Source organism: Corynebacterium sp. HMSC05C01 (assembly GCF_001807155.1).
GTDB lineage: Bacteria > Actinomycetota > Actinomycetes > Mycobacteriales > Mycobacteriaceae > Corynebacterium > Corynebacterium coyleae.
In genome coordinates, this window is record NZ_KV787932.1 from 16525 (window position 1) to 36073 (window position 19549).

17 protein-coding genes are annotated in these 19549 nt (G+C 62.8%); 15 read left to right on the forward strand and 2 right to left on the reverse strand.

The annotated features are described in order from the left end of the window. Position 1: 1 nt before the first annotated feature. The 6 genes from HMPREF3145_RS00415 to HMPREF3145_RS00440 are packed head-to-tail and all read left to right on the forward strand — an operon-like array spanning position 2 to position 7481. Positions 2–2704, forward strand: a complete 2703-nt coding sequence (locus tag HMPREF3145_RS00415) for a valine--tRNA ligase (RefSeq protein WP_070421299.1) — start codon at positions 2–4, stop codon at positions 2702–2704. Next, complete coding sequence (locus HMPREF3145_RS00420) at positions 2704–4326, forward strand: bifunctional folylpolyglutamate synthase/dihydrofolate synthase (RefSeq protein WP_070421300.1); 1623 nt, start codon at positions 2704–2706, stop codon at positions 4324–4326. Before HMPREF3145_RS00415 ends, HMPREF3145_RS00420 begins: the two co-directional genes overlap by 1 nt. Continuing rightward, complete coding sequence (locus HMPREF3145_RS00425) at positions 4323–4898, forward strand: hypothetical protein (RefSeq protein ID WP_070421301.1); 576 nt, start codon at positions 4323–4325, stop codon at positions 4896–4898. Before HMPREF3145_RS00420 ends, HMPREF3145_RS00425 begins: the two co-directional genes overlap by 4 nt. Continuing rightward, positions 4895–5740 (forward strand): ATP-grasp domain-containing protein, encoded by an 846-nt coding sequence (locus tag HMPREF3145_RS00430; protein ID WP_070421302.1) that lies wholly within the window; start codon positions 4895–4897, stop codon positions 5738–5740. The genes HMPREF3145_RS00425 and HMPREF3145_RS00430 overlap by 4 nt, the downstream gene beginning before the upstream one ends. Beyond that, entirely contained in the window at positions 5737–7029 is a 1293-nt protein-coding gene (locus tag HMPREF3145_RS00435; RefSeq protein ID WP_070421303.1) for a hypothetical protein, read from the forward strand. The genes HMPREF3145_RS00430 and HMPREF3145_RS00435 overlap by 4 nt, the downstream gene beginning before the upstream one ends. A 20-nt stretch (positions 7030–7049) precedes the next feature. Further along, on the forward strand, positions 7050–7481 hold the full coding sequence (locus HMPREF3145_RS00440) for a DUF4233 domain-containing protein (RefSeq protein WP_070421304.1): 432 nt from the start codon (positions 7050–7052) through the stop codon (positions 7479–7481). On the opposite strand, the gene HMPREF3145_RS00445 is transcribed toward HMPREF3145_RS00440, so the two are convergent. Beyond that, positions 7459–8883: an AMP-binding protein gene (locus HMPREF3145_RS00445; protein WP_070421305.1), complete on the reverse strand. Its 1425-nt coding sequence runs from the start codon at positions 8881–8883 to the stop codon at positions 7459–7461. The genes HMPREF3145_RS00440 and HMPREF3145_RS00445 overlap by 23 nt on opposite strands. Before the next feature lie 64 nt (positions 8884–8947). On the opposite strand from HMPREF3145_RS00445, the gene ndk reads away from it, so the two are divergent. From ndk to proB, 7 genes are all read left to right on the forward strand, one after another. Further along, the gene (gene ndk / locus HMPREF3145_RS00450) at positions 8948–9358 is read left to right on the forward strand and encodes a nucleoside-diphosphate kinase (RefSeq protein WP_070421306.1); all 411 of its coding nucleotides are present in this window, start codon (positions 8948–8950) and stop codon (positions 9356–9358) included. Positions 9359–9502: 144 nt separating this feature from the next. Then, positions 9503–10069: a TetR/AcrR family transcriptional regulator gene (locus HMPREF3145_RS00455; RefSeq protein WP_070421307.1), complete on the forward strand. Its 567-nt coding sequence runs from the start codon at positions 9503–9505 to the stop codon at positions 10067–10069. A gap of 182 nt (positions 10070–10251) precedes the next feature. Next, on the forward strand, positions 10252–13083 hold the full coding sequence (locus tag HMPREF3145_RS00460; RefSeq protein ID WP_083279294.1) for a translation initiation factor IF-2 N-terminal domain-containing protein: 2832 nt from the start codon (positions 10252–10254) through the stop codon (positions 13081–13083). Positions 13084–13252: 169 nt separating this feature from the next. Then, positions 13253–13558, forward strand: coding sequence for a 50S ribosomal protein L21 (rplU, locus tag HMPREF3145_RS00465; RefSeq protein WP_070421308.1), 306 nt, complete (start codon positions 13253–13255; stop codon positions 13556–13558). Positions 13559–13579: 21 nt separating this feature from the next. Beyond that, positions 13580–13909, forward strand: a complete 330-nt coding sequence (gene rpmA, locus HMPREF3145_RS00470; protein WP_070421309.1) for a 50S ribosomal protein L27 — start codon at positions 13580–13582, stop codon at positions 13907–13909. Positions 13910–14006: 97 nt separating this feature from the next. Continuing rightward, on the forward strand, positions 14007–15512 hold the full coding sequence (obgE, locus tag HMPREF3145_RS00475; protein WP_070421310.1) for a GTPase ObgE: 1506 nt from the start codon (positions 14007–14009) through the stop codon (positions 15510–15512). A gap of 2 nt (positions 15513–15514) precedes the next feature. Next, positions 15515–16630: a glutamate 5-kinase gene (proB, locus tag HMPREF3145_RS00480; protein ID WP_070421311.1), complete on the forward strand. Its 1116-nt coding sequence runs from the start codon at positions 15515–15517 to the stop codon at positions 16628–16630. 3 nt (positions 16631–16633) lie between these two features. Here the strand turns inward: proB and HMPREF3145_RS00485 are convergent, their stop codons facing one another. Beyond that, on the reverse strand, positions 16634–17122 hold the full coding sequence (locus HMPREF3145_RS00485) for a hypothetical protein (protein WP_070421312.1): 489 nt from the start codon (positions 17120–17122) through the stop codon (positions 16634–16636). 182 nt (positions 17123–17304) lie between these two features. Here HMPREF3145_RS00485 and HMPREF3145_RS00490 point away from each other — a divergent pair, with 182 nt between their 5' ends. Together HMPREF3145_RS00490 and HMPREF3145_RS00495 are read left to right on the forward strand one after the other, a co-directional pair. Further along, positions 17305–18225: a D-isomer specific 2-hydroxyacid dehydrogenase family protein gene (locus HMPREF3145_RS00490; protein WP_070421313.1), complete on the forward strand. Its 921-nt coding sequence runs from the start codon at positions 17305–17307 to the stop codon at positions 18223–18225. A gap of 28 nt (positions 18226–18253) precedes the next feature. Continuing rightward, entirely contained in the window at positions 18254–19540 is a 1287-nt protein-coding gene (locus tag HMPREF3145_RS00495) for a glutamate-5-semialdehyde dehydrogenase (protein ID WP_070421314.1), read from the forward strand. Positions 19541–19549: the final 9 nt, after the last annotated feature.

A 19549-nucleotide genomic window follows, 5' to 3' on the forward strand; every position in this document is an offset into this window, starting at 1 on the left:
CGTGACTGACAAAAATCTGAACCGCACTGACGCGCTGCCGAAGTCGTGGGAGCCCAGCGACCACGAACGCGACCTCTACGAAGGCTGGGTCAAGGCAGGCTATTTCACTGCCGACGCCCACTCTGACAAGCCTGCGTACTCCATCGTGCTGCCGCCGCCAAACGTGACGGGTCAGCTGCACATGGGCCATGCGCTCGACCACACGCTGATGGATTCCCTGGTGCGCCGCAAGCGCATGCAGGGCTACGAGGTGCTGTGGCTGCCGGGCATGGACCACGCAGGCATCGCCACCCAGACCAAGGTCGAGGCGAAGCTCAAGGCCGAAGAGGGCAAGGACCGCTACGACTACGGCCGTGAAGAGTTCATTGACCGGGTGTGGGAGTGGAAGGAGCAGTACGGTGGCACGATCACCTCGCAGATGCGTGCGATCGGCGATTCCGTCGACTGGTCCCGCGAGCGCTTCACGCTGGACGAGGGCCTGTCGCGCGCCGTCCAGACCATTTTCAAGCAGCTCTACGACCGCGGCCTGGTCTACCGCGATTACCGCCTGGTCAACTGGTCGCCGGTGCTGGAGACCGCCGTGTCCGACATTGAGGTCGTGTACAAGGATGTCGAGGGCGAGTTCGTCTCTATCCGCTACGGCTCGCTCAACGACGACGAGCCGCACCTGATCGTCGCCACCACCCGTGTGGAGACGATGCTGGGCGACGTCGCCATCGCCGTTCACCCTGACGACGAGCGCTACTCACACCTCATCGGCGAAGTCTTCGAGCACCCGCTGCGCGAAGGCATGCAGGTCAAGGTCATTGCCGACGACTACGTGGACATGGAACTCGGCACCGGTGCGGTGAAAATCACCCCGGCGCACGACCCGAACGACTACGAGATGGGTCTGCGCCACGACCTTGAGATGCCGATCGTCATGGACGAGAAAGGTCGCATCGCCGATACCGGCACCAAGTTTGACGGCATGAGCCGCGAAGAAGCCCGCGTCGCCGTGCGTGAGGCACTGGCTGAGCAGGGCCGCATTGTCAAGGAAGTGCGCCCGTACGTCCACTCTGTGGGCCACTCGGAACGCTCCGGTGAGCCGATCGAGCCGCGCCTGTCCCTGCAGTGGTTTGTCAAGGTCGATGAGCTGGCCAAGATGTCCGGCGACGCCGTGCGCGAAGACGACACGAAGATTCACCCGAAGTCGATGGAGAAGCGCTACTTCGACTGGGTGGACAACATGCACGACTGGACCATTTCGCGCCAGTTGTGGTGGGGCCACCGCATCCCGATCTGGTACGGCCCGGAGGACGACAACGGCGAGCGTGACGTGGTTTGCGTCGGCCCGGACGAAGAGCCGCCGGCAGGCTACGAGCAGGATCCAGACGTTTTGGATACCTGGTTCTCGTCGGCACTGTGGCCGTTTTCCACGATGGGTTGGCCGGACAAGACCCCGGATTTGGAGAAGTTCTTCCCAACCACCGTGCTGGTTACCGCCTACGACATCCTGTTCTTCTGGGTTGCCCGCATGATGATGTTCGGCACCTTTGCAGGCTCGACCACCCCGGAGATCCTGGGGGAGGGTAAGGATGGCCGCCCGCAGATCCCGTTCGAGCACCTCTACCTACACGGCCTGGTGCGCGACGAGAAGGGCCGCAAGATGTCGAAGTCCTTGGGCAACGGCATCGACCCGATGGATTGGGTGGAGCAGTACGGTGCGGATGCGCTGCGCTTTGCCCTGGCCCGTGGTGCGAACCCGGGTGTGGACCTGCCGATTGGCGACGACCACGCAACCGCTGCCCGCAACTTTGCCACCAAGCTGTTTAACGCCACCAAGTTCGCACTCATGAACGGCGCGCGCGTGGACGCGTTGCCTGCACGCGAGGTGCTGACCGACGCTGACCGTTGGATCCTGGATCGAGCCGAGGAAGTCCGCGCCAAGGTGGACGCCTACCTGGACGATTACCAGTTTGCCAAGGCCAACGAGGCGCTTTACCACTTCGCGTGGGATGAGCTGTGTGACTGGTACCTGGAGATCGCCAAGACCCAGATCCCGCGGGACGGCGAGAGCGAGCAGGGTGAGAACACCAAGGTGGTCCTCGGCCGTGTGATCGATGTTGTGCTGCGCCTGCTGCACCCGACGATGCCGTTTATCACCGAGGTGCTGTGGAAGGCACTGACCGGCGGCGAAACGGTGACGCTCGCGCCGTGGCCGACCGCAGAGGACACCAACGGTGGTGCCGCGACCGATGAGGACGCTCGCCGTCGCATCGAAGATTCGATCAAGCTGATCACCGAGCTGCGTCGCTTCCGCTCTGATCAGGGTGTGAAGCCGTCGCAGAAGGTGCCGGCTCGCCTGGACTTCGCTTCGGCTGATCTGGTTGGCCAGGAGGCAATGGTGCGCCAGATTGCGAAGGTGACGGCGCCGGAGGATGACTTTGAGACATCCGCAAGCATTGAGATGCGTCTGAGCAAGGTCAACCTGGACGTGGCGTTGGATACTTCCGACACCGTCGATGTCGCTGCGGAGCGCAAGCGCCTGGAAAAGGAGCTTGCGGCGGCGCAGAAGGAGCTCGACACCACTGGCGGGCAGCTCGCCAATGAGCAGTTCTTGGCTAATGCGCCGGCGCAGGTCGTCGAGAAGATCAAGGCGCGTCAGAAGGTCGCACAGGAAGAGTTTGAGCGCGTCACGGTTCGTCTTGAGGCGCTGAAGTAATGGCGGATAAGTCGTTCGACCCGGAAGCGCGGGCAGCGTACGAGGCACTTCGAGCACAGCTTGGCGACGACGCCCTCGAGGGCATCGACATCGCCGACCTCGAATCCGGCCGTGACACCGACTTCGGCCACCTGGAGATGACCGATCACGGCATCACGCTCAACCTGGCCGACATGCCGGCGGAAACCGCGGACGGCTCCGACGCCGATACCGACGAGCCTGCACCAACCCTGGCTCCGGAGGGTGACCACCCGGACTTTGACACGGTGGTTGCCAAGTTGGATGCGCGTGCGGCGGCGAATGACCCGAACCCGTCGCTGGATCGCATTGCGATGCTGATGGATCTGCTGGGCACGCCTCAGCAGTCCTTCAACGTTATTCACGTGGCGGGCACGAACGGCAAGACGTCGACGGCGCGCATGTCGGAGTCGATCCTGCGTGCGCTGAACCGTCGCACGGGGTTGTTCACCTCGCCGGAGTTGGAGCGTGTCACCGAGTGCATCCTCATCGACGGGGAGGAAATTTCCCAGACCCGTTTCGTGGATGTGTGGCGCGACATTGAGCCGTACGTGGACATGGTGGACGCGCACTTCCGCGAGCGCGGCGAGGCGGAGATGAGCCGTTTCGAGCTGCTTGTCGGCATTGCGTACGCGGCGTTTGCGGACGCACCCGTGGATGTTGCGATCGTCGAGGTCGGCATGGGCGGCACCTGGGATGCGACGAACGTGGTGGAGGCGGACGTGTCCGTCATCACCCCGATCGGTATCGACCACCAGCGTTTCCTCGGCGAGACGATTGAGGAGATCGCCGCGCACAAGGCCGGCATCATCAAGGCGCGTGAGCGCGACGGCTACGGACCGGCGGAAAACATCGCCATCGTTGCTGAGCAGGAGCCGGAGGCGATGCAGGTCATCCTGGAGCGCGCGGTGGAAACCGGCGCTGCGGTGGCGCGACAGGGGCGCGACTTTACTATCGACGACTCCTCCGTCGCCGTCGGCGGCCAGCAACTGTCGCTGCAGGGCCTTGGCGGAGTCTACGACGACATTTTCTTGCCGCTTTCCGGCGCACACCAGGCAGAGAACGCTTCGGTGGCGCTGGCTGCGGTGGAGAGTTTCTTCGGCGTGTCCCGCGAGCACCCGTTGGATATGGATTCGGTGCGCCAGGGCTTCGCGGAGGTGAAGGTGCCTGCGCGCGTGGAGCGTGTGCTGGGTGATCCGGTGGTGCTCATCGACGCCGCCCACAACCCGCATGGTGCGGCCACGCTCGCCGAGGCGATGCAGCGCGACTTCAACTACCAGTCTGTCATCGGTGTGGTGTCCATCTTCGCGGACAAGGACGCTCGCGCGATGCTGGGCGCGCTCGAGCCGGTGCTGGCGGATCTGGTGATCACGCAGAATACCGACCCGCGCGCGATGGATGCCTACGAGTTGGCGGAGATCGCCTACGAGATCTTCGGCGATGAGCGTGTGCGTGTCGACGACAACCTGCCCTCGGCGATCGAACTCGCCATCGAGTTGGCCGAGGAGGAAGGCCCCGAAGGCGTCGGTGTGCTCATCACCGGCTCCGTTGCCACCGCAGGTCAGGCGCGCACCTACCTGCGTTCGTCGCGGGGTGTGCAGTGACCGCGCACCTGCTGTTGCCTGGCACGGCGCCTGTGATTGTTACGGCGCCGCACGCCGTTGAGCAGCAGCGCGACGGCAAGATCAAGCTTGCGGAGCCCGCGACCCGTTGGCTCGCGGAGCAACTCCACGAGCACGCAGGTGCTACAGCGTTGATCAAGACCGACGCGGATAAGGCGGATCCGAACTCGGACGAGCACAGTCCGTTCCGGGACGTCGCGGTGCGCGAGGTCGAGCAGCGCGGGATCGTTGCGGGCATCGACTTGCACCAGATGAACCCGGACCGGCCCGATCAGGTGATCCTGGGCACCGGTCGCGGGCGCAACATCCACGATGATTGGCGGGTGCGCGACATTGTGGTCGCCGAGTTCAACGCGTGCGGTGTGCCCGTGCTTGTCGACGAAATCTTTCCCGCAATGGGGCTTCACCGCGTGTCCTCCGATGTCGCGGCGCGTACCAACATCCCATACGTGCAGGTGGAGATGAACAGTGCTGCGCTCGACGAAGGGCCGCGCGAACACATGCTCGCTGCGTTGACGCGCATCGTGCAGCGCTTTGCGGAGGAATTGGCGTGAAACCGACCTGGCTGGTGACTAACCGATGGCTGCACTGGGACAAGTTTGAGTGGCAGTTCGACCAGATCATCGGGGCATCACACGGCCAGATTGAGCGTGTGACCACCGACTACGCAGTTACTCATTTGGACAACCTTCCCGAGGTGGCCTTCATCATGGATAAGGATGTCGCCGCGGTTGCGCAGTTGGAGGCGTTCGGGGTCAGGTGCGTGAATTCGTCGCAAAGCATTGCGCTGTGCGACAACAAGGCGTACACGCATGCGGCGCTGACTCGGGCGGGGATCGCGCACCCGAAAACGATCACCGCGCCGCTGGTGTACCGCAACCTCGAGGCGGAGGAATGGGCGAACAGCGAGTTTCTCGCCGCCGTCGAATATGCCCTGGGGTTTCCGGCGGTGGCGAAACATGCCGTTGGGTCGTGGGGCAGCGGGGTGTTTCTTGTAAATAGCCGCGACGAGCTCATCGACGTGCTGCGTGAGGCGTACCCCTCACCGGTGATTGTGGAGGAGTATGTTGCCGGCTCGCACGGCCGCGACGCGCGGATCTACATGGTGGGCGACACACCCGTCGCAGCGATGCGGCGCTTTGGCCAAGGTGGAGATTTCCGCGCCAACATCACAGGTGGTGGGCGTGCGGAAGCCTGGGATCCCCCGGCCGAATACGTCGACGTTGCGCGCGCCGCGATGGCAGCGCTCGGGCTGGATATTGGGTCGGTGGACTTCCTTGATGCGCAAGACCCCCTGGTCGGCGAGGTGAACTCGAACGCGCAGTTTGCGTCGCTGACGGAAACCACCGGAATCGATGTCGCAGCAGCAGTCGTTGAATATCTGGAGCAGCTATGACCGAGATGTACCTGCCGGCCCGTGAGGTGCGACTCAACGGGAAGAAAGCCAGTGTGGCAACCTACCCGGTGAACTCACTGGTCATCGGCCGGGATTGGCCGGGCTGGGAGGGGCTCAGCGATTTCCACCCGGCGCTCTTGGACGGCACTACCGCGGTGCAGTTGATCAAGGGTGGTGCGGGCGAGGAGGCATCTGCAACCGCACGCATCCTCCGTGCCGTGCCTGACGGTGTCGCGTCGGTTCAGCCTGTGCACGCGGAGGTGTTTTCCACCAACGTGAAACAGCGCGCGGACAAGGCGGGCGATAGTTCGATCGTGATCAGCGAGTCCGTTCGCGCCCGGCTGCCGGAAGCGGAGCACTACCGGGTGGTATGCCCGTTTACCAGGTGCTCGTTCGTTGTCACCCGCGACGAGATCGAGACGTTCCCAGAAGGCGAATACTCCGACGGCACCATCAAGATTTCTCGTTATCAGCGCATCCTGTTGCGCCTGCACCCGCCGATGGACATCACAAAGGCGCATCGCGACGCTATCCCGCCAGAGCACCACACGCTCATTGACACCCACTACAAGGACAGGGGTGTTTGGCCGCGCGAGCGTATCGACGACATCGCGTACCCAGACCGCATCCAACTCAATAGGGCCCTTCGTGCGGCGAAATTCTTCGACATCATGGTCGTGCCGATGATCGAAGGGGAGGGCACGTCGGTGTTCGGGGACAACGAACGCTCCACCGCGCGCAAGAACCCGCTGCGCAGGTCGTGGTACTGGACCGCGAGGAAACTCCTCGGTTCGCGAACCTACGTGATGCGGGTCGCTCGACCGAACGACATCGACGAGTCCCGCGCAGTGGTGCGCCTCACCGCGGATTCGATGCAGTCGTTGGGCATCGAGGATTCGGATATTGTGCGGCTGCGCTACGGCGACCGGACGATTGCGGCGCGTGCGATGGCGATTGTCGACGACGCCCGTTTCCGCCAGAACTCTCACATCAGCGTCATCGAGCCACTCGACGCGGTCATTGGTATTCCGTCGAAACTGCGCGGACAACTTGGTGTTCCGAGTATTAACGAGTCGGTGAAGGTGGACCGCGACGTCAACCACCTGCTGCGCAAAACCTTGAACGTGTACATTTTGTCGGCGCTCGCGTGGCTGTTTACCGTGCTGCAGGTCATCCCGGAAGGTCCTCGAGCGACGATTGGCACCGTGGGGTTGTTCGTTCTCGCGCTGCCGTTCATTGTCTACCTTGCAGCGGCGCCGCGCCGGGCGCAGGTTATGGATGCCAGCTAGGTCTGGCTACGATTACCACCATGGCGAGAAAGCAGACGCAGCAGGAAATGGGCCCACTTGGGCCCGGTCACGCTCCGGTGAAGGATCCGATGGCTGGGCTTACCGGTGTTCTGTCCGGCACGTTGATCATGGAAGCGATCACGATCTTGCTCATCCTCACGGTGATCCTCAAGGTGGATGAGGGTGAGCACTGGACCACGTTTAACTGGGTCTACATCACCGTTGTTGGTCTGGCGCACGTGGTGATGGCTGCGTTTCAGCGCAAGCCCGGCGCCCTGTGGATCGACCTGGCGTTGCAGGTTCCACTAATTTTTGGCTTTTTCATCCACTGGTCGGTGACCGCTGTGGGCGTGATCTTCGGCATCGTGTGGTACTTCATCATTCAAATGCGCTCGGAGATGATTCAGCGTATGCGCCACGGTTACCTGGTTACTCAGCACCTGGGGACGTAAGTTCGCGCCGTAGGATTTTGCCTGCTGCGCTTCGGGGGATGGCGTCGACGAAAGTGACCATGCGCACTTTTTTGTAGGGGGTGACGCGCTGCGCAACCCATGCCATGATGGCGTTGTCGCTCAGCGCTTGTTGCGTGACGACGAACGCCCGTGGCACCTCCTCAACCACCCCGTCCACCGTTCGGCGGTGGCCTGTCACGGCGACGTCGTCGATATCGGGGTGGGTAAGCAGGAGCGCTTCGAGTTCTGCGGGGGCGATTTGGAACCCGTGGTACTTGAACACGTCCTTGGCGCGGTCGATGATGGTGACCGTTTCATCCTCGTTGATCCGGGCGATGTCGCCGGTGTGCAGCCAACCGTCCTGGATGGCGCTTGCGGTGGCAGCCGGGTTGTCCAAGTAGCCACGCATGAGTTGGGGCCCGCGCACGAGGAGTTCGTTGTCCTCGCTGAGGCGGAACTCGGTGTTGGGGATGGCGAATCCGATCGTGCCCGGATCGGACTTGCCGGAGATACCGACGTGGGTCACGGGTGCGGATTCGGTCGTGCCGTAGCCTTGCAGGATTTCAACGCCGATGTGGCGCTCGACTTTGCGCGCCAGGTTCGTATCCAGCGATGCCGCGCCGCACACCAAAAAACGGGTGGTGGCGAAATCTTCAGGGGTGGGGTGGTTGGACAACGCGAGTGCAAGCGGGGGAGCGATGTAGGACACATCGATTGCGTGGCCGCGGTGGGCAGCGGTGAACTCTGCAAGGTTGAAGCGGGCCGCGGTGAAGACGTGTCGGCGTGCGGTCAGCGACGACAACAGCAGTGTGTTTAGCCCATAGATGTGTGAAAAGGGCAGGGGAGCTACCACGCCACCGCCCCGGACGATTCCGCTTGCAGCCAGTGCTGCGTTGAACTGGGCGGCGTTGGCGGTGATCGCGACGTGGGTTAGCTCCACGCCTTTCGGCAGGCCTGTGGTGCCGGAGGAAAACGGAATCACCGCAACGTCGTCAGCGCTTCCGACGGGTTCGAACTCGCCGGGGCGGATGTCCTCGGTGGTGACGCGGTCGGTGGTGTGGGCGAGGGTTGCGAGGTGGTTCGCTTCGTCGTCGATAAGCGATTGCCCAATGACGCACACACGTGCGCCAGTCGCGGATGCGCCGAGGAGGCCCGCGGCGAAGTTGATGGAGTTCGGCATGCGCAGCTCGACGACGCTGCCCGGGCCCACGCCGCGCGCGGCGAGCGAGGCCGCAGTGCCGAGCGCCAACGCACGCAACTGCGGGTACGTGACTGTGCGGCCAGTGTCGATCTCCGTAATTGCGGGGGTATCCGGCAGCGCCTCTTCACCCGCCGCAAAGACAGACGCGAACAGGGTTGTCCCCGGTAGATCAATATCCGGAAGTGGGCTGCGGTGACACATGGGGGCAAGACTACGGCATAGCCAAGACGTGCAACACGTGTCGGGTTGGGTAAGATTGCGAGCCATGACTGAACGTACTCTGATCCTGATCAAGCCGGACGGCGTGGCAAACGGCCACGTCGGCGAAATCATTTCCCGCATCGAGCGCAAGGGCCTGAAGCTCGTCGAGCTCGACCTGCGCACCGCTGACCGCGAGACCGCTGAGAAGCACTACGCAGAGCACAAGGACAAGCCGTTCTTCGGCGATCTGGTCGACTTCATCACCTCCGCTCCGCTGGTGGCTGGCATCGTCGAGGGCGAGCGCGCCATCGAGGCGTGGCGTCAGCTCGCTGGCGGCACCGACCCGGTGTCCAAGGCAACCCCTGGCACCATTCGCGGCGACTTCGCCCTGACCGTTGGTGAGAACGTCGTGCACGGCTCTGACTCTCCGGAGTCCGCTGAGCGCGAGATCGCTATCTGGTTCCCGAACCTCTAAGCGGTAAGTCCGCTTCCCGGCACCGTGCCCCGTGTGAGGGGCGCAGGTGCCGTTTTCGTTTCCACGAAACGAAACTCTATGATTTTCTACGGCTTTTATTGGATTTAAAGAAATCGCATGTCTACACGATGCGATGGAGGGTAGATGGCAACGTCATCACGGTCCGAGCAGGCGCGCGCGATTGAAAAGCGCGCAGCAATTCTTCACGCAGCAACTGAATTGCTGCTCAACGAGGGGCTCCGCGGCGTGACCCACCGGCAGGTGGCCGCCGAAGCAAAAGTGCCGGTCGGGTCGATCGGTTACTACTATTCCACGCGCGAAAAGCTCGTGGTCACATGCCTGGATCAGCTTTTTGAGTCCCGCCGTAAGGTGTTCCACGAGATCATGGGTGGCAGCGTCGACCTGAAGGACCCTGTGCAGTTCGCTGAAGCGGTTGTCAATGTCATCTCGTGCGCACAAGCAGAGCGCGTACGCCAGACGGTCTATGCTTTCGTCGATTCCGAACGCGAGCCGGGCGAAGTGCAGGCGTTTTCCTCCGCTGGTCTTGAGGAGCTCAAGGGCATGGTCACCAAAATGATGGAACAGCATGGTGTGGACGGTCTGAACTCCACCCGTGTTGTCCAGGTAGCCGTCGGTGCTGCGGTGACCGAAAACCACCGCGACGCCCCGGTTTCTGCGGTGATTGATCTCCTGCGTGTCGCCGAGCAGTAGCGTCGCGTATCTGTGGCACGAAAGTTGTGCAAGAATGAGTCTCAGGCGACGAGCAAGGATGACTCGGAGCTGAGAAACTTTTGCATACCCGTGGCACACGATGTTCCGCGCGGCTGCTCGGTAGTCTTGCCGGCGCCCGGACATGACGGTTGGCCACGGCAGGAACACTGGAGCGTGCCGCTTTGGCTAAAAATAAATCAAACCGTTTCGCCGATTTTGACCGCTCGGCGCTGTCGGAAAAGACCAGGGTGTTCAACCTGGCGAAAATGCTTGATGTCCCATCGAAGGACTTGGTTGTCGCACTCGCAGACTTAGGTCTGGTGAAGGTTGCGCAGTCCACGCTGACCAAGGCGGAAGCAGACATGCTTCTCGACGCCTTGGCGGCAGGTGCCAGCACCACATCCGACCCTGAGCGCGATAAAGAGGCGGATGAGAAGATCCGTAACCGCGTGCGCAAGGACGTGGAAAACGAGATCCACCAGATCGAAGAAAAGGTCGAGGCGGAACTGCAGACGGCTGAAGAACCGGCCGAGGAGCCTGCCGAAGAACCAGCGGAGGAACCGGCCGAGGAACCGCTCACCGATATCGAGCCCGAGATCACCCCGGCGCCGCAGGAGGATCCGGAAGAGGATCGCATCCCCGCTACTCACGCGCCGCTGTTTAAGGCACCGACGCGTTCGGAACGCCGCCGCGCCACCCGCAAGGCGAAGCCGGCCGAGGACACCGCCTCACAGAAGCAGCAGGTAGACGAGCCACTCGAAGATGGCCAGGTAGAGGATTCGGGTGAGGGTGTCGTCGATACGCACAGCGAGATCGACGAGCCTGTGGCGATCAAGGGGTCGTCTCGTCTGGAGGCGCAGCGCCGTCGTCGCTCGGAGCGCCGCGAGGAACACCGCAAGCGCTCCCGCATTGTGAGCCAGGCTGAGTTCTTGGCGCGCCGCGAATCGGTCGAGCGCCACATGGTCGTGCGTGAACGGGAGCGCCACGACGGGCAGGGGCGGATCACGCAGGTTGGTGTGCTTGAAGACGGCATGCTCGTCGAGCACTTTGTCACCTCCGATGCGCAGGCCTCGATGATTGGCAACATCTACCTGGGGCGTGTGCAAAACGTGCTGCCGAGTATGGAAGCTGCCTTCATCGACATCGGGCAGGGCCGCAACGGTGTGCTCTACGCCAGCGAGGTGGATTGGAAGTCTGCCGGCCTCGGTGGGCGTTCGCGCCGCATCGAGCATGCGCTGAAGTCCGGCGACCAAGTCCTGGTGCAGGTGACTAAGGATCCGATCGGGCACAAGGGTGCACGGTTGAGTACCCAGATTTCGCTCGCGGGCCGCTACCTCGTCTACGTCCCGGGTGGGCGCAGCGCAGGTATCTCCCGCAAGTTGCCTACCCCGGAGCGCAAGCGCCTTAAGCAGATCCTTGCGGACGTGGTGCCGGGCAAGGGCGGTGCCATCATCCGCACCGCCGCAGAGGGCGTCAGCGAGGAAGCGATTGCTGCGGACGTGAACCGTCTCCACAACCAGTGGACCTCGATCCAAAAACGTGCCGAGGAGGAGAAAAACTCCAAGGGTGCCAAGCCGGTGACCCTCTACGAAGAGCCGAACCTGCTGGTCAAGGTTGTGCGCGACCTGTTCAATGAGGACTTCACCTCCCTGATCGTGGATGGCCGGAAGCCCTGGAACACCGTGCACGCGTACGTGCAGTCGGTTGCGCCGGATCTGCTGGACCGGTTGGAGAAGTTCGACCGCAACGCACACGACGGCAAGGATGCGTTCGAGGAATACCGCGTCGACGAACAGATCTCCAAGGCACTGTCGCGCACCGTGTGGCTGCCATCCGGCGGCACGTTGGTCATCGACCGCACAGAAGCAATGACGGTCATCGACGTCAACACCGGCAAATTCACCGGATCCGGCGGATCGCTGGAAGAGACGGTGACGTCGAACAACCTTGAGGCTGCCGAGGAAATCGTGCGTCAGATTCGTCTGCGTGACATTGGCGGCATGATCATCATCGACTTCATCGACATGATCCTGCCGGAAAACCAGGACCTCGTGCTGCGCCGTCTCAACGAGGCGCTGGGCCGCGACCGCACGCGCCACCAGGTCTCTGAGGTGACCTCGCTGGGCCTGGTGCAGTTGACTCGCAAACGCCTGGGCACCGGCCTGCTGGAGACGTTCTCCAAGCCGTGCGAGTGCTGTGATGGCCGCGGTGTTGTGCTCACTGAGGACCCCGTCGAGGCCGAGGAGAGGAAGCCCGAGCGCCCTGCTCGCAAGTCACGCGAGTCGAAGCAGCCTCAGCGCAAGCCGCAGCAGAAGCAGCCGCTTGACGACGACCACATGGACGAACTGCTCGACTCCATCTTCTCCTCCGACAAATCCGCAAACGGCTCCGCTGAGGAGCCGACTGAAGAGTCGGCTGGCGAAGAGAAGCCGCGCCAGACCCGCCGTCGCGGGCGCCGTGGCGGCAGCCGTGGCCGCGGCCGCTCCGATGCCCCGAAGCGTGGTGAGCAGCGCACTGAGCAGCGTGATGGGCAGCGTGACAGCGCCACCACCCCGGAGCGCGGCGAGCGGTCCGAGAAGCCGGCGCAGCCAGAGAAGCCGACCCAGACGTACGAGGAAGCGGTTGAGGAGTTCGAGGCCTCGCCGCGCCGCAAGCGTCGCACGCGCGGCAACTCCCGATCCGATCACAGGCCGCGCCGGGAAGACTTCGAGCAGGAGTCGCAAGCGCAGCAGGAACAGCAGGTACAGCAGGAAGAAAAGACCCCGAAGCGCAGTGCGTCTCGTAAATCGAGGAGCGCAGAAGCAGGGGCAACCGTGCAGGTGACGACGAAGACGAACCGTCGTGGTCGCCGTCGTGTTGTCCGCAAGTCGGCAACCTCTGCGCCGGTGCGTCAGCACGTCGCAGCGGATCCGGAGGACAAGCCGGTGAAGAAGGAGACTCGTCGACAAGCGCCTGCTGCACGACGTGGCCGCCGCCGTGCTACCCGACGTGGTGGCGGGCGCGGTTTGGAGTAACGCGTAGGGGCGGTGTAGTCTTTGACAGTCGCTGTTTTGGGGCGTGCCGCCTCGTTGCCTTTGCATGCGGGCACGGCTGGCCACGTTAGGCCCTAAAACGCTTAAGTTGTTCCATTCCGACCTCGTTGCATGCCGAGGTTGGGCGAGTAGAGATAAGGGGTAACCCTCTATGTACGCGATCGTCAAGACCGGCGGCAAGCAGTACAAGGTTGCCGAAGGCGACCTCGTCAAGGTCGAGAAGCTTGAGGGTGAAGCAGGCGACAAGGTCGAACTCACCCCGGTCCTTCTCGTTGATGGCGCAAACGTCACCTCCGGTGCCGACGCTCTGTCCAAGGCAAAGGTCTCCGCGGAGATCGTTGAGCAGGGCAAGGGCAAGAAGGTCAAGATTCTGAAGTACAAGAACAAGACCGGCTACAAGGTCCGTCAGGGTCACCGCCAGCCGCTGACCACCGTCAAGATCACTGGCATCAAGTAACCAACTAGGAGAGATTGAACTATGGCAACCAAGAAGGGTGCATCCAGCTCCTCGAACGGTCGTGACTCTGAGTCGAAGCGCCTCGGCGTGAAGCGCTTCGGTGGCCAGCAGGTCAAGGCCGGCGAGATCATCGTCCGCCAGCGCGGCACCAAGTTCCACCCGGGCGACAACGTCGGCCGTGGCGGCGACGACACGCTGTTCGCACTGGCCTCCGGCTCCGTGCAGTTCGGCATCAAGCGCAAGCGTCGCATCGTCAACATCATCCCGGCTGACGGCCAGGGTGTTGCTTCCGAGGTCCTCGAGCAGGCTGAGGCAGCAGGCGTTGTTGAGGAAAACACCGCAACCGCGTAAGCGCGTGTAACGCTTCGGCGCCGCAGGTCCCGTGCATTCGGGCTTGCGGCGCTTTTTGCATATCATCGTCCGTGTTACAGAAAGGCGGAAAACAACCATGGCTCAATTCGTTGACCGTGCCACCCTGCACCTCCAAGCCGGCGATGGTGGCCACGGCTGTGTGTCCGTCCACCGCGAAAAGTTCAAACCCCTCGGCGGTCCGGACGGTGGCAACGGCGGCCACGGTGGCGACATCATCCTTGAGGTTTCCACACAGGTCCACACCCTGCTGGATTTCCAATACCGCCCGCATGTGAAGGCGAAGCGTGGTGGCAACGGCGCGGGTGATTGGCGCAACGGTGCACGCGGCGAGGATCTCGTGCTCGAGGTGCCGGTCGGCACCGTTGTGCGCAGCGAAGAGGGCGAGGTGCTCGCAGACCTCACCGTGCCTGGCACCCGCTTCATCGCTGCAGAAGGCGGTTTCGGTGGGCTGGGCAATGCTGCGCTGGCTACCGCCAAGCGCAAGGCACCGGGCTTCGCGCTCAAGGGTGAACCGGGCCAAGCGCTGGACCTGATCCTGGAACTGAAGTCCATGGCTGATGTGGGCCTGGTGGGTTTCCCGTCGGCGGGTAAGTCGTCGTTAATTGCAGTGCTCTCCGCGGCAAAGCCGAAAATTGCGGACTACCCCTTCACCACGCTCGCGCCGAACCTGGGTGTGGTCAACGTTGGCCATGACACGTTCACCATCGCCGATGTGCCCGGGCTGATCCCGGGGGCAAGCCAGGGCAAGGGGCTTGGTCTGGACTTCCTGCGTCACATCGAGCGCACCGCCGTGCTGGCCCACATCGTGGATGTGGCCACGATGGAGCCGGGGCGCGACCCGATCTCCGACATCGAGGCGCTGGAGCACGAATTGGATACCTACGCCGAGGCGTTGGATATGGACACCGGCCTGGGCGATCTGCGCGAGCGTCCCCGCATTGTGGTGCTGAACAAGATGGACGTGCCGGAGGCTAAGGAGCTCGCGGAGTTCCTCAAGGACGACGTCGAGGAGAAGTTCGGCTGGCCGATCTACATGATTTCCACCGCCACCCGCGAAGGTCTTGATGAGCTGAAGTGGGCGATGTGGGAGATCGTCAAGAAGGCCCGCAAGGCTCGCCCGAAGCCGGAGCGCACTGCTGAGGCTGAGGTGATCCGTCCGCGCGCGGTGGGTCGTTCCAACCGTGGCGGCATCGAGGTCACCCGCGACCCGATGTACCCGGAGGGTTGGCTGGTTACCGGTGAGAAGGCGGAGCGTTGGATCCGTCAGACGGACTTTGAAAACGACGAGGCCATCGGCTACCTCTCTGACCGTCTGAACAAAGCTGGCGTGGAGGAAATGCTGCGCAAGCTCGGTGCGGAAGAGGGCGATACGGTCACGATTGGTGAGATCTCCTTTGACTGGGAGCCGTCGATTGGTGGCGACCCGACCCTTGCCGGCCGTGGCCAGGACGCGCGTCTTGGTGGCACCGACCGTGTGTCCTCGGCGGAGCGCAAGCGTGCATCGCAGGCTCGTCGTGGCCTGATCGACGAGTACGACTACGGCACCGGCGAAGAGGCCGATCGCGAGCGCTGGCAGGGATAGGGATGTCGGATCTTCGCAGCCAGATCGCGTCCGCACGTCGCATTGTGGTGAAACTGGGCACCAGTTCGCTTGTCGACGACACCGGGCAGGTATCCCCAGCAAAAATCGACCGCATCGTCGACGCCATCGAAGGACGCATCGCCCGCGGTACCGACGTGGTTGTCGTGTCCTCCGGTGCGATCGCCGCCGGCATGGTCCCGCTCGGGTTGAAGACGCGCCCGCGTGATTTGGCGACGAAGCAGGCCGCAGCGTCGGTCGGCCAGATTCACCTGGCTCAGGTGTGGGGTGCCTCCTTCGCCCGCTATGGCCGGACGACTGGCCAGGTGTTGCTCACCCAGTCGGATGCAGGTTCGCGTGAGCGGGCCCGCAACGCGCAGCGCACTCTCGAGCGGCTGCGTCAGATGGGTGCGGTGCCGATTGTCAACGAAAACGACACGGTGGCCACCTCTGAGATGCGCTTTGGTGATAACGACCGGTTGTCGGCGATCGTCGCTACGCTGATCGCTGCGGACGCGTTGGTGCTGCTCTCTGATGTGGATGCGCTCTACGACCGCAACCCGGCCGAACCCGGGGCAGTGCGTATCGACGAAGTCCGAACCGGCAAGGACCTTGAAACCGTCCAAGCCGGCGATGGCGGTGTCTTCGGCACTGGTGGCATGGCCGCGAAGGTGTCGGCGGCCCGCTTGGCGGCGCGCGGCGGCGTGCCGGTGCTACTGACTGCAACGGAGAACATCGACGCCGCACTCGACCACGGACAGGTGGGCACAGTGTTCCACACACGACCAGGCCGGAAGCTGTCGGCCTGGAAGTTCTGGGCGCTCTATGCAGCAGACGCGGAAGGTGTGCTGCGCTTGGATGAAGGTGCGGTCGAAGCCGTGACCCGTGGCGGCACAAGCCTGCTCGCGGTGGGGATCACCGGGATCGAGGGCGAGTTCCACGCCGGCGACATCGTGGAGATCCTCGGGCCCGACTCCGAAGCCATTGGCCGTGGCGAGGCGGCGTACGACGCCGCCGAACTCGCCGGGATGCTAGGGCGCCACTCTGATGAGTTGCCCGAACATCAGCGTCGCCCAGTCGTCCACGCGGACTATCTGAGCAACTACGCGTCCAGGTTGTAGGGGTTAGATAATCGGCTCGTCAGGCATCCGCCAGATTTTGTCGCCAAGCGGGGTGACGCGGGTTCCGGGTTTGATCTTCATTACGAAATTCTCGTCTTCTGCAGTGCGTGGCAGGTAGGCGAAACCTGGCAGGCTGGTCAGGCCAATGACAGGTGGATATGACGGATCGTAATCGACAACCACATCGAATTTACGGAGACGGTTCAAGAGTCCGTTGGCACGTTCACGAGACTCTTCAGTCAACTTTCCGGGCGCGACCATATTGTGGCCAATGAGTCGGAAGGCGATGAAAGTCGAATTCCTCACGAAAGCAGGGTCGACGTCCCAAGGCAAGTTCTCTTGAACGATTGTGGTCGGAGGATTGTAGCCACCTTGTTTCGCAAGGTGGTGGATGTATTGACGGGAAACGCCGTACTCGCGGGCAATATCCACTTGGCGGTGACCTTGGTCCATTAAGAAGTTCACGAGGGCAGGGGAAAGCGGAGATGTCATTGGCAAGCCTTCTATCGCGGGCGGGGTCATGAAAACCGTACAGGATTTTGACAGTTTAGTTGACTGCTTTCTGATGGAAATGTCGCGGGAATTTGTTGTCTTCCAGCTACCTACAATTTTCACTGCACAGGTGCTGCTTCCATTGGTGCTCTCCGCGGAGAATTTCCGTACTCTGGGCAGGCATGAAGTTCACGTATTTGCCCAAGCCCAAAGACGAGCCCATCGCCGCACTGGAAGCGAAGGGGCATCAGCACGTTGCCCTTGAGGGCAACCCTGACCTCGTGCTGTTCGGTGGCGGCCCGAAGGACTTCCCGGATGAACTGCCCGACAGCGTGAAGGTCGTGCAGATCCAGTACGCCGGCATTGAAGGCCTGCTGGAGGCCGGAATCCTGGCTAAACATGCGGCCAACGGTGTGCGCTTTGCTAATGCGGGTGGGCTTTACGACGACACCGTGGCCGAATCCACCCTCGCCCTCCTGCTTGCCGTCGAGCACCGTATGAAGGCCGTGGACCGCGAGTGGAACAACACACAGCTGTTCAAAGAGAAGGAATACCTCTTTGACAACAAGAAGCTTGCGCTGATCGGCGCTGGTGGCATCGGTAAAACCCTGATCCGTTTCCTCGAGCCGTTCGGCATGGGGATCACCGCCGTGAACCGCTCGGGCAACCCGGTGGCCGGCGCGGACCGGACCGTCGCTATGGAGGACGCCGACGAGGTCTGGGCTGAGCACGATTACTTTGTCCTGCTTACCCCGTTGACGGAGGAAACCCGCCACATGGTGAATGCGCAGCGGATTGAGCAGATGAAGGACACGGCGGTCGTCGTCAATGTTGGGCGCGGTCCGCTGATTGATACGGAGGCGCTCACCGACGCACTGGTCAACGGCAAGCTCCGTGGCGCTGGTCTTGACGTGACGGAGCCGGAGCCGCTGCCGGCGGACCACAAGCTGTGGGACCTGGATAACTGTGTGATCACGCCGCACACCGCGAATATCCCGCGGTACATGGAACGCCGCATCGGGGCGCTGGCGTTGAAGAACTGGGGCCTCTTCGAAGCGGGGGAGAAGATGTCGACCGAGGTCGACGTCGAGGCCGGGTACTAGCACGAAGTCTGCGGGCTACGATTGCCGCATGACTGCCCAACAGACTGATCAGCAACGCCAAGCCGAGCGCGACGAGGTACTGCAGAAAGCACAGCGTGCCAAGGATGTTGCCCCGACGATTGCGGTGCTGCCGACACCGGCGAAGGATGCGGTGCTGTTGGCGGCAGCGGAGGCACTGGCCGAGCGCGCAGGTGAAATCCTTCAAGCCAACGCGCGCGACATCGAAGAGGGTCGCGCGAACGGGCTGGCGGAGTCGGTGTTGGACCGGCTGGCGCTCGACGAGGAACGCATCGACGGCATCGCCGGGGGGCTGCGCCAGGTTGCGGGCCTGCAGGATCCGGTGGGCGAGGTGCTTACCGGACGTACGCTGCCCAACGGGATTCAGATGAAGAAGGTGCGCGTCCCGCTCGGCGTGATGGGCATGGTTTACGAGGCACGCCCGAACGTCACCGTCGATGCGTTCGGTCTGGCGCTGAAGTCGGGCAACGTGGCCCTGCTTCGTGGCTCCAAGACGGCGCGCCACTCCAACGAGGCGCTCGTCGCCGTGTTGCAGGACGTCCTCGCTGCCAACGATTTGCCGCGCGAGGCCGTGCAGCTCCTGCCGTGCGAGAGCCATGATTCTGTCCAGGACCTCATCACCGCCCGCGGGCTGGTGGACGTGGTCATCCCGCGCGGAAGTGCACGTTTGATCAACGCGGTGGTGACCGGCGCGACCGTGCCCACCATCGAGACCGGCACTGGCAACTGTCACTTCTACATCGACGCGTCCGCAGATCTGGACAAGGCGATCGCGATGCTGCTCAACGGCAAGACGCGCCGGGTCAGCGTGTGCAACTCGACAGAGACGGTGCTTATCGACGCCCACCTGTCCGAGACCGACAAACACACCATCATCGCGACGCTGCAGGAGGCTGGTGTGGTGGTGCATGGTGACGTCGATAAGCATGCTGCGTTCGGTGCCACCGTAGAACCCGCAACGGAGGAGGACTTCGCCGAGGAATACCTCAGCATGGACATCGCAAGCGCCATCGTTGACGGCGTCGATGGTGCGACCACGCACATCGCGCGTTACTCCAGCGGCCACACGGATGCGATCGCAGCCCAAGACGCAGATGCTTTGCGACGATTTGCTGCCGCCGTCGACTCCGCCGCCGTCGTCCTCAACGCCTCGACCGCATTCACGGATGGGGAGCAATACGGCATGGGTGCAGAGATCGGCATCTCTACACAAAAGCTTCACGCGCGCGGACCGATGGCGTTACCGGAGCTGACCACCACGAAGTGGATTCTGGAAGGTAATGGCCAGGTGCGCTAGTCTATCGGC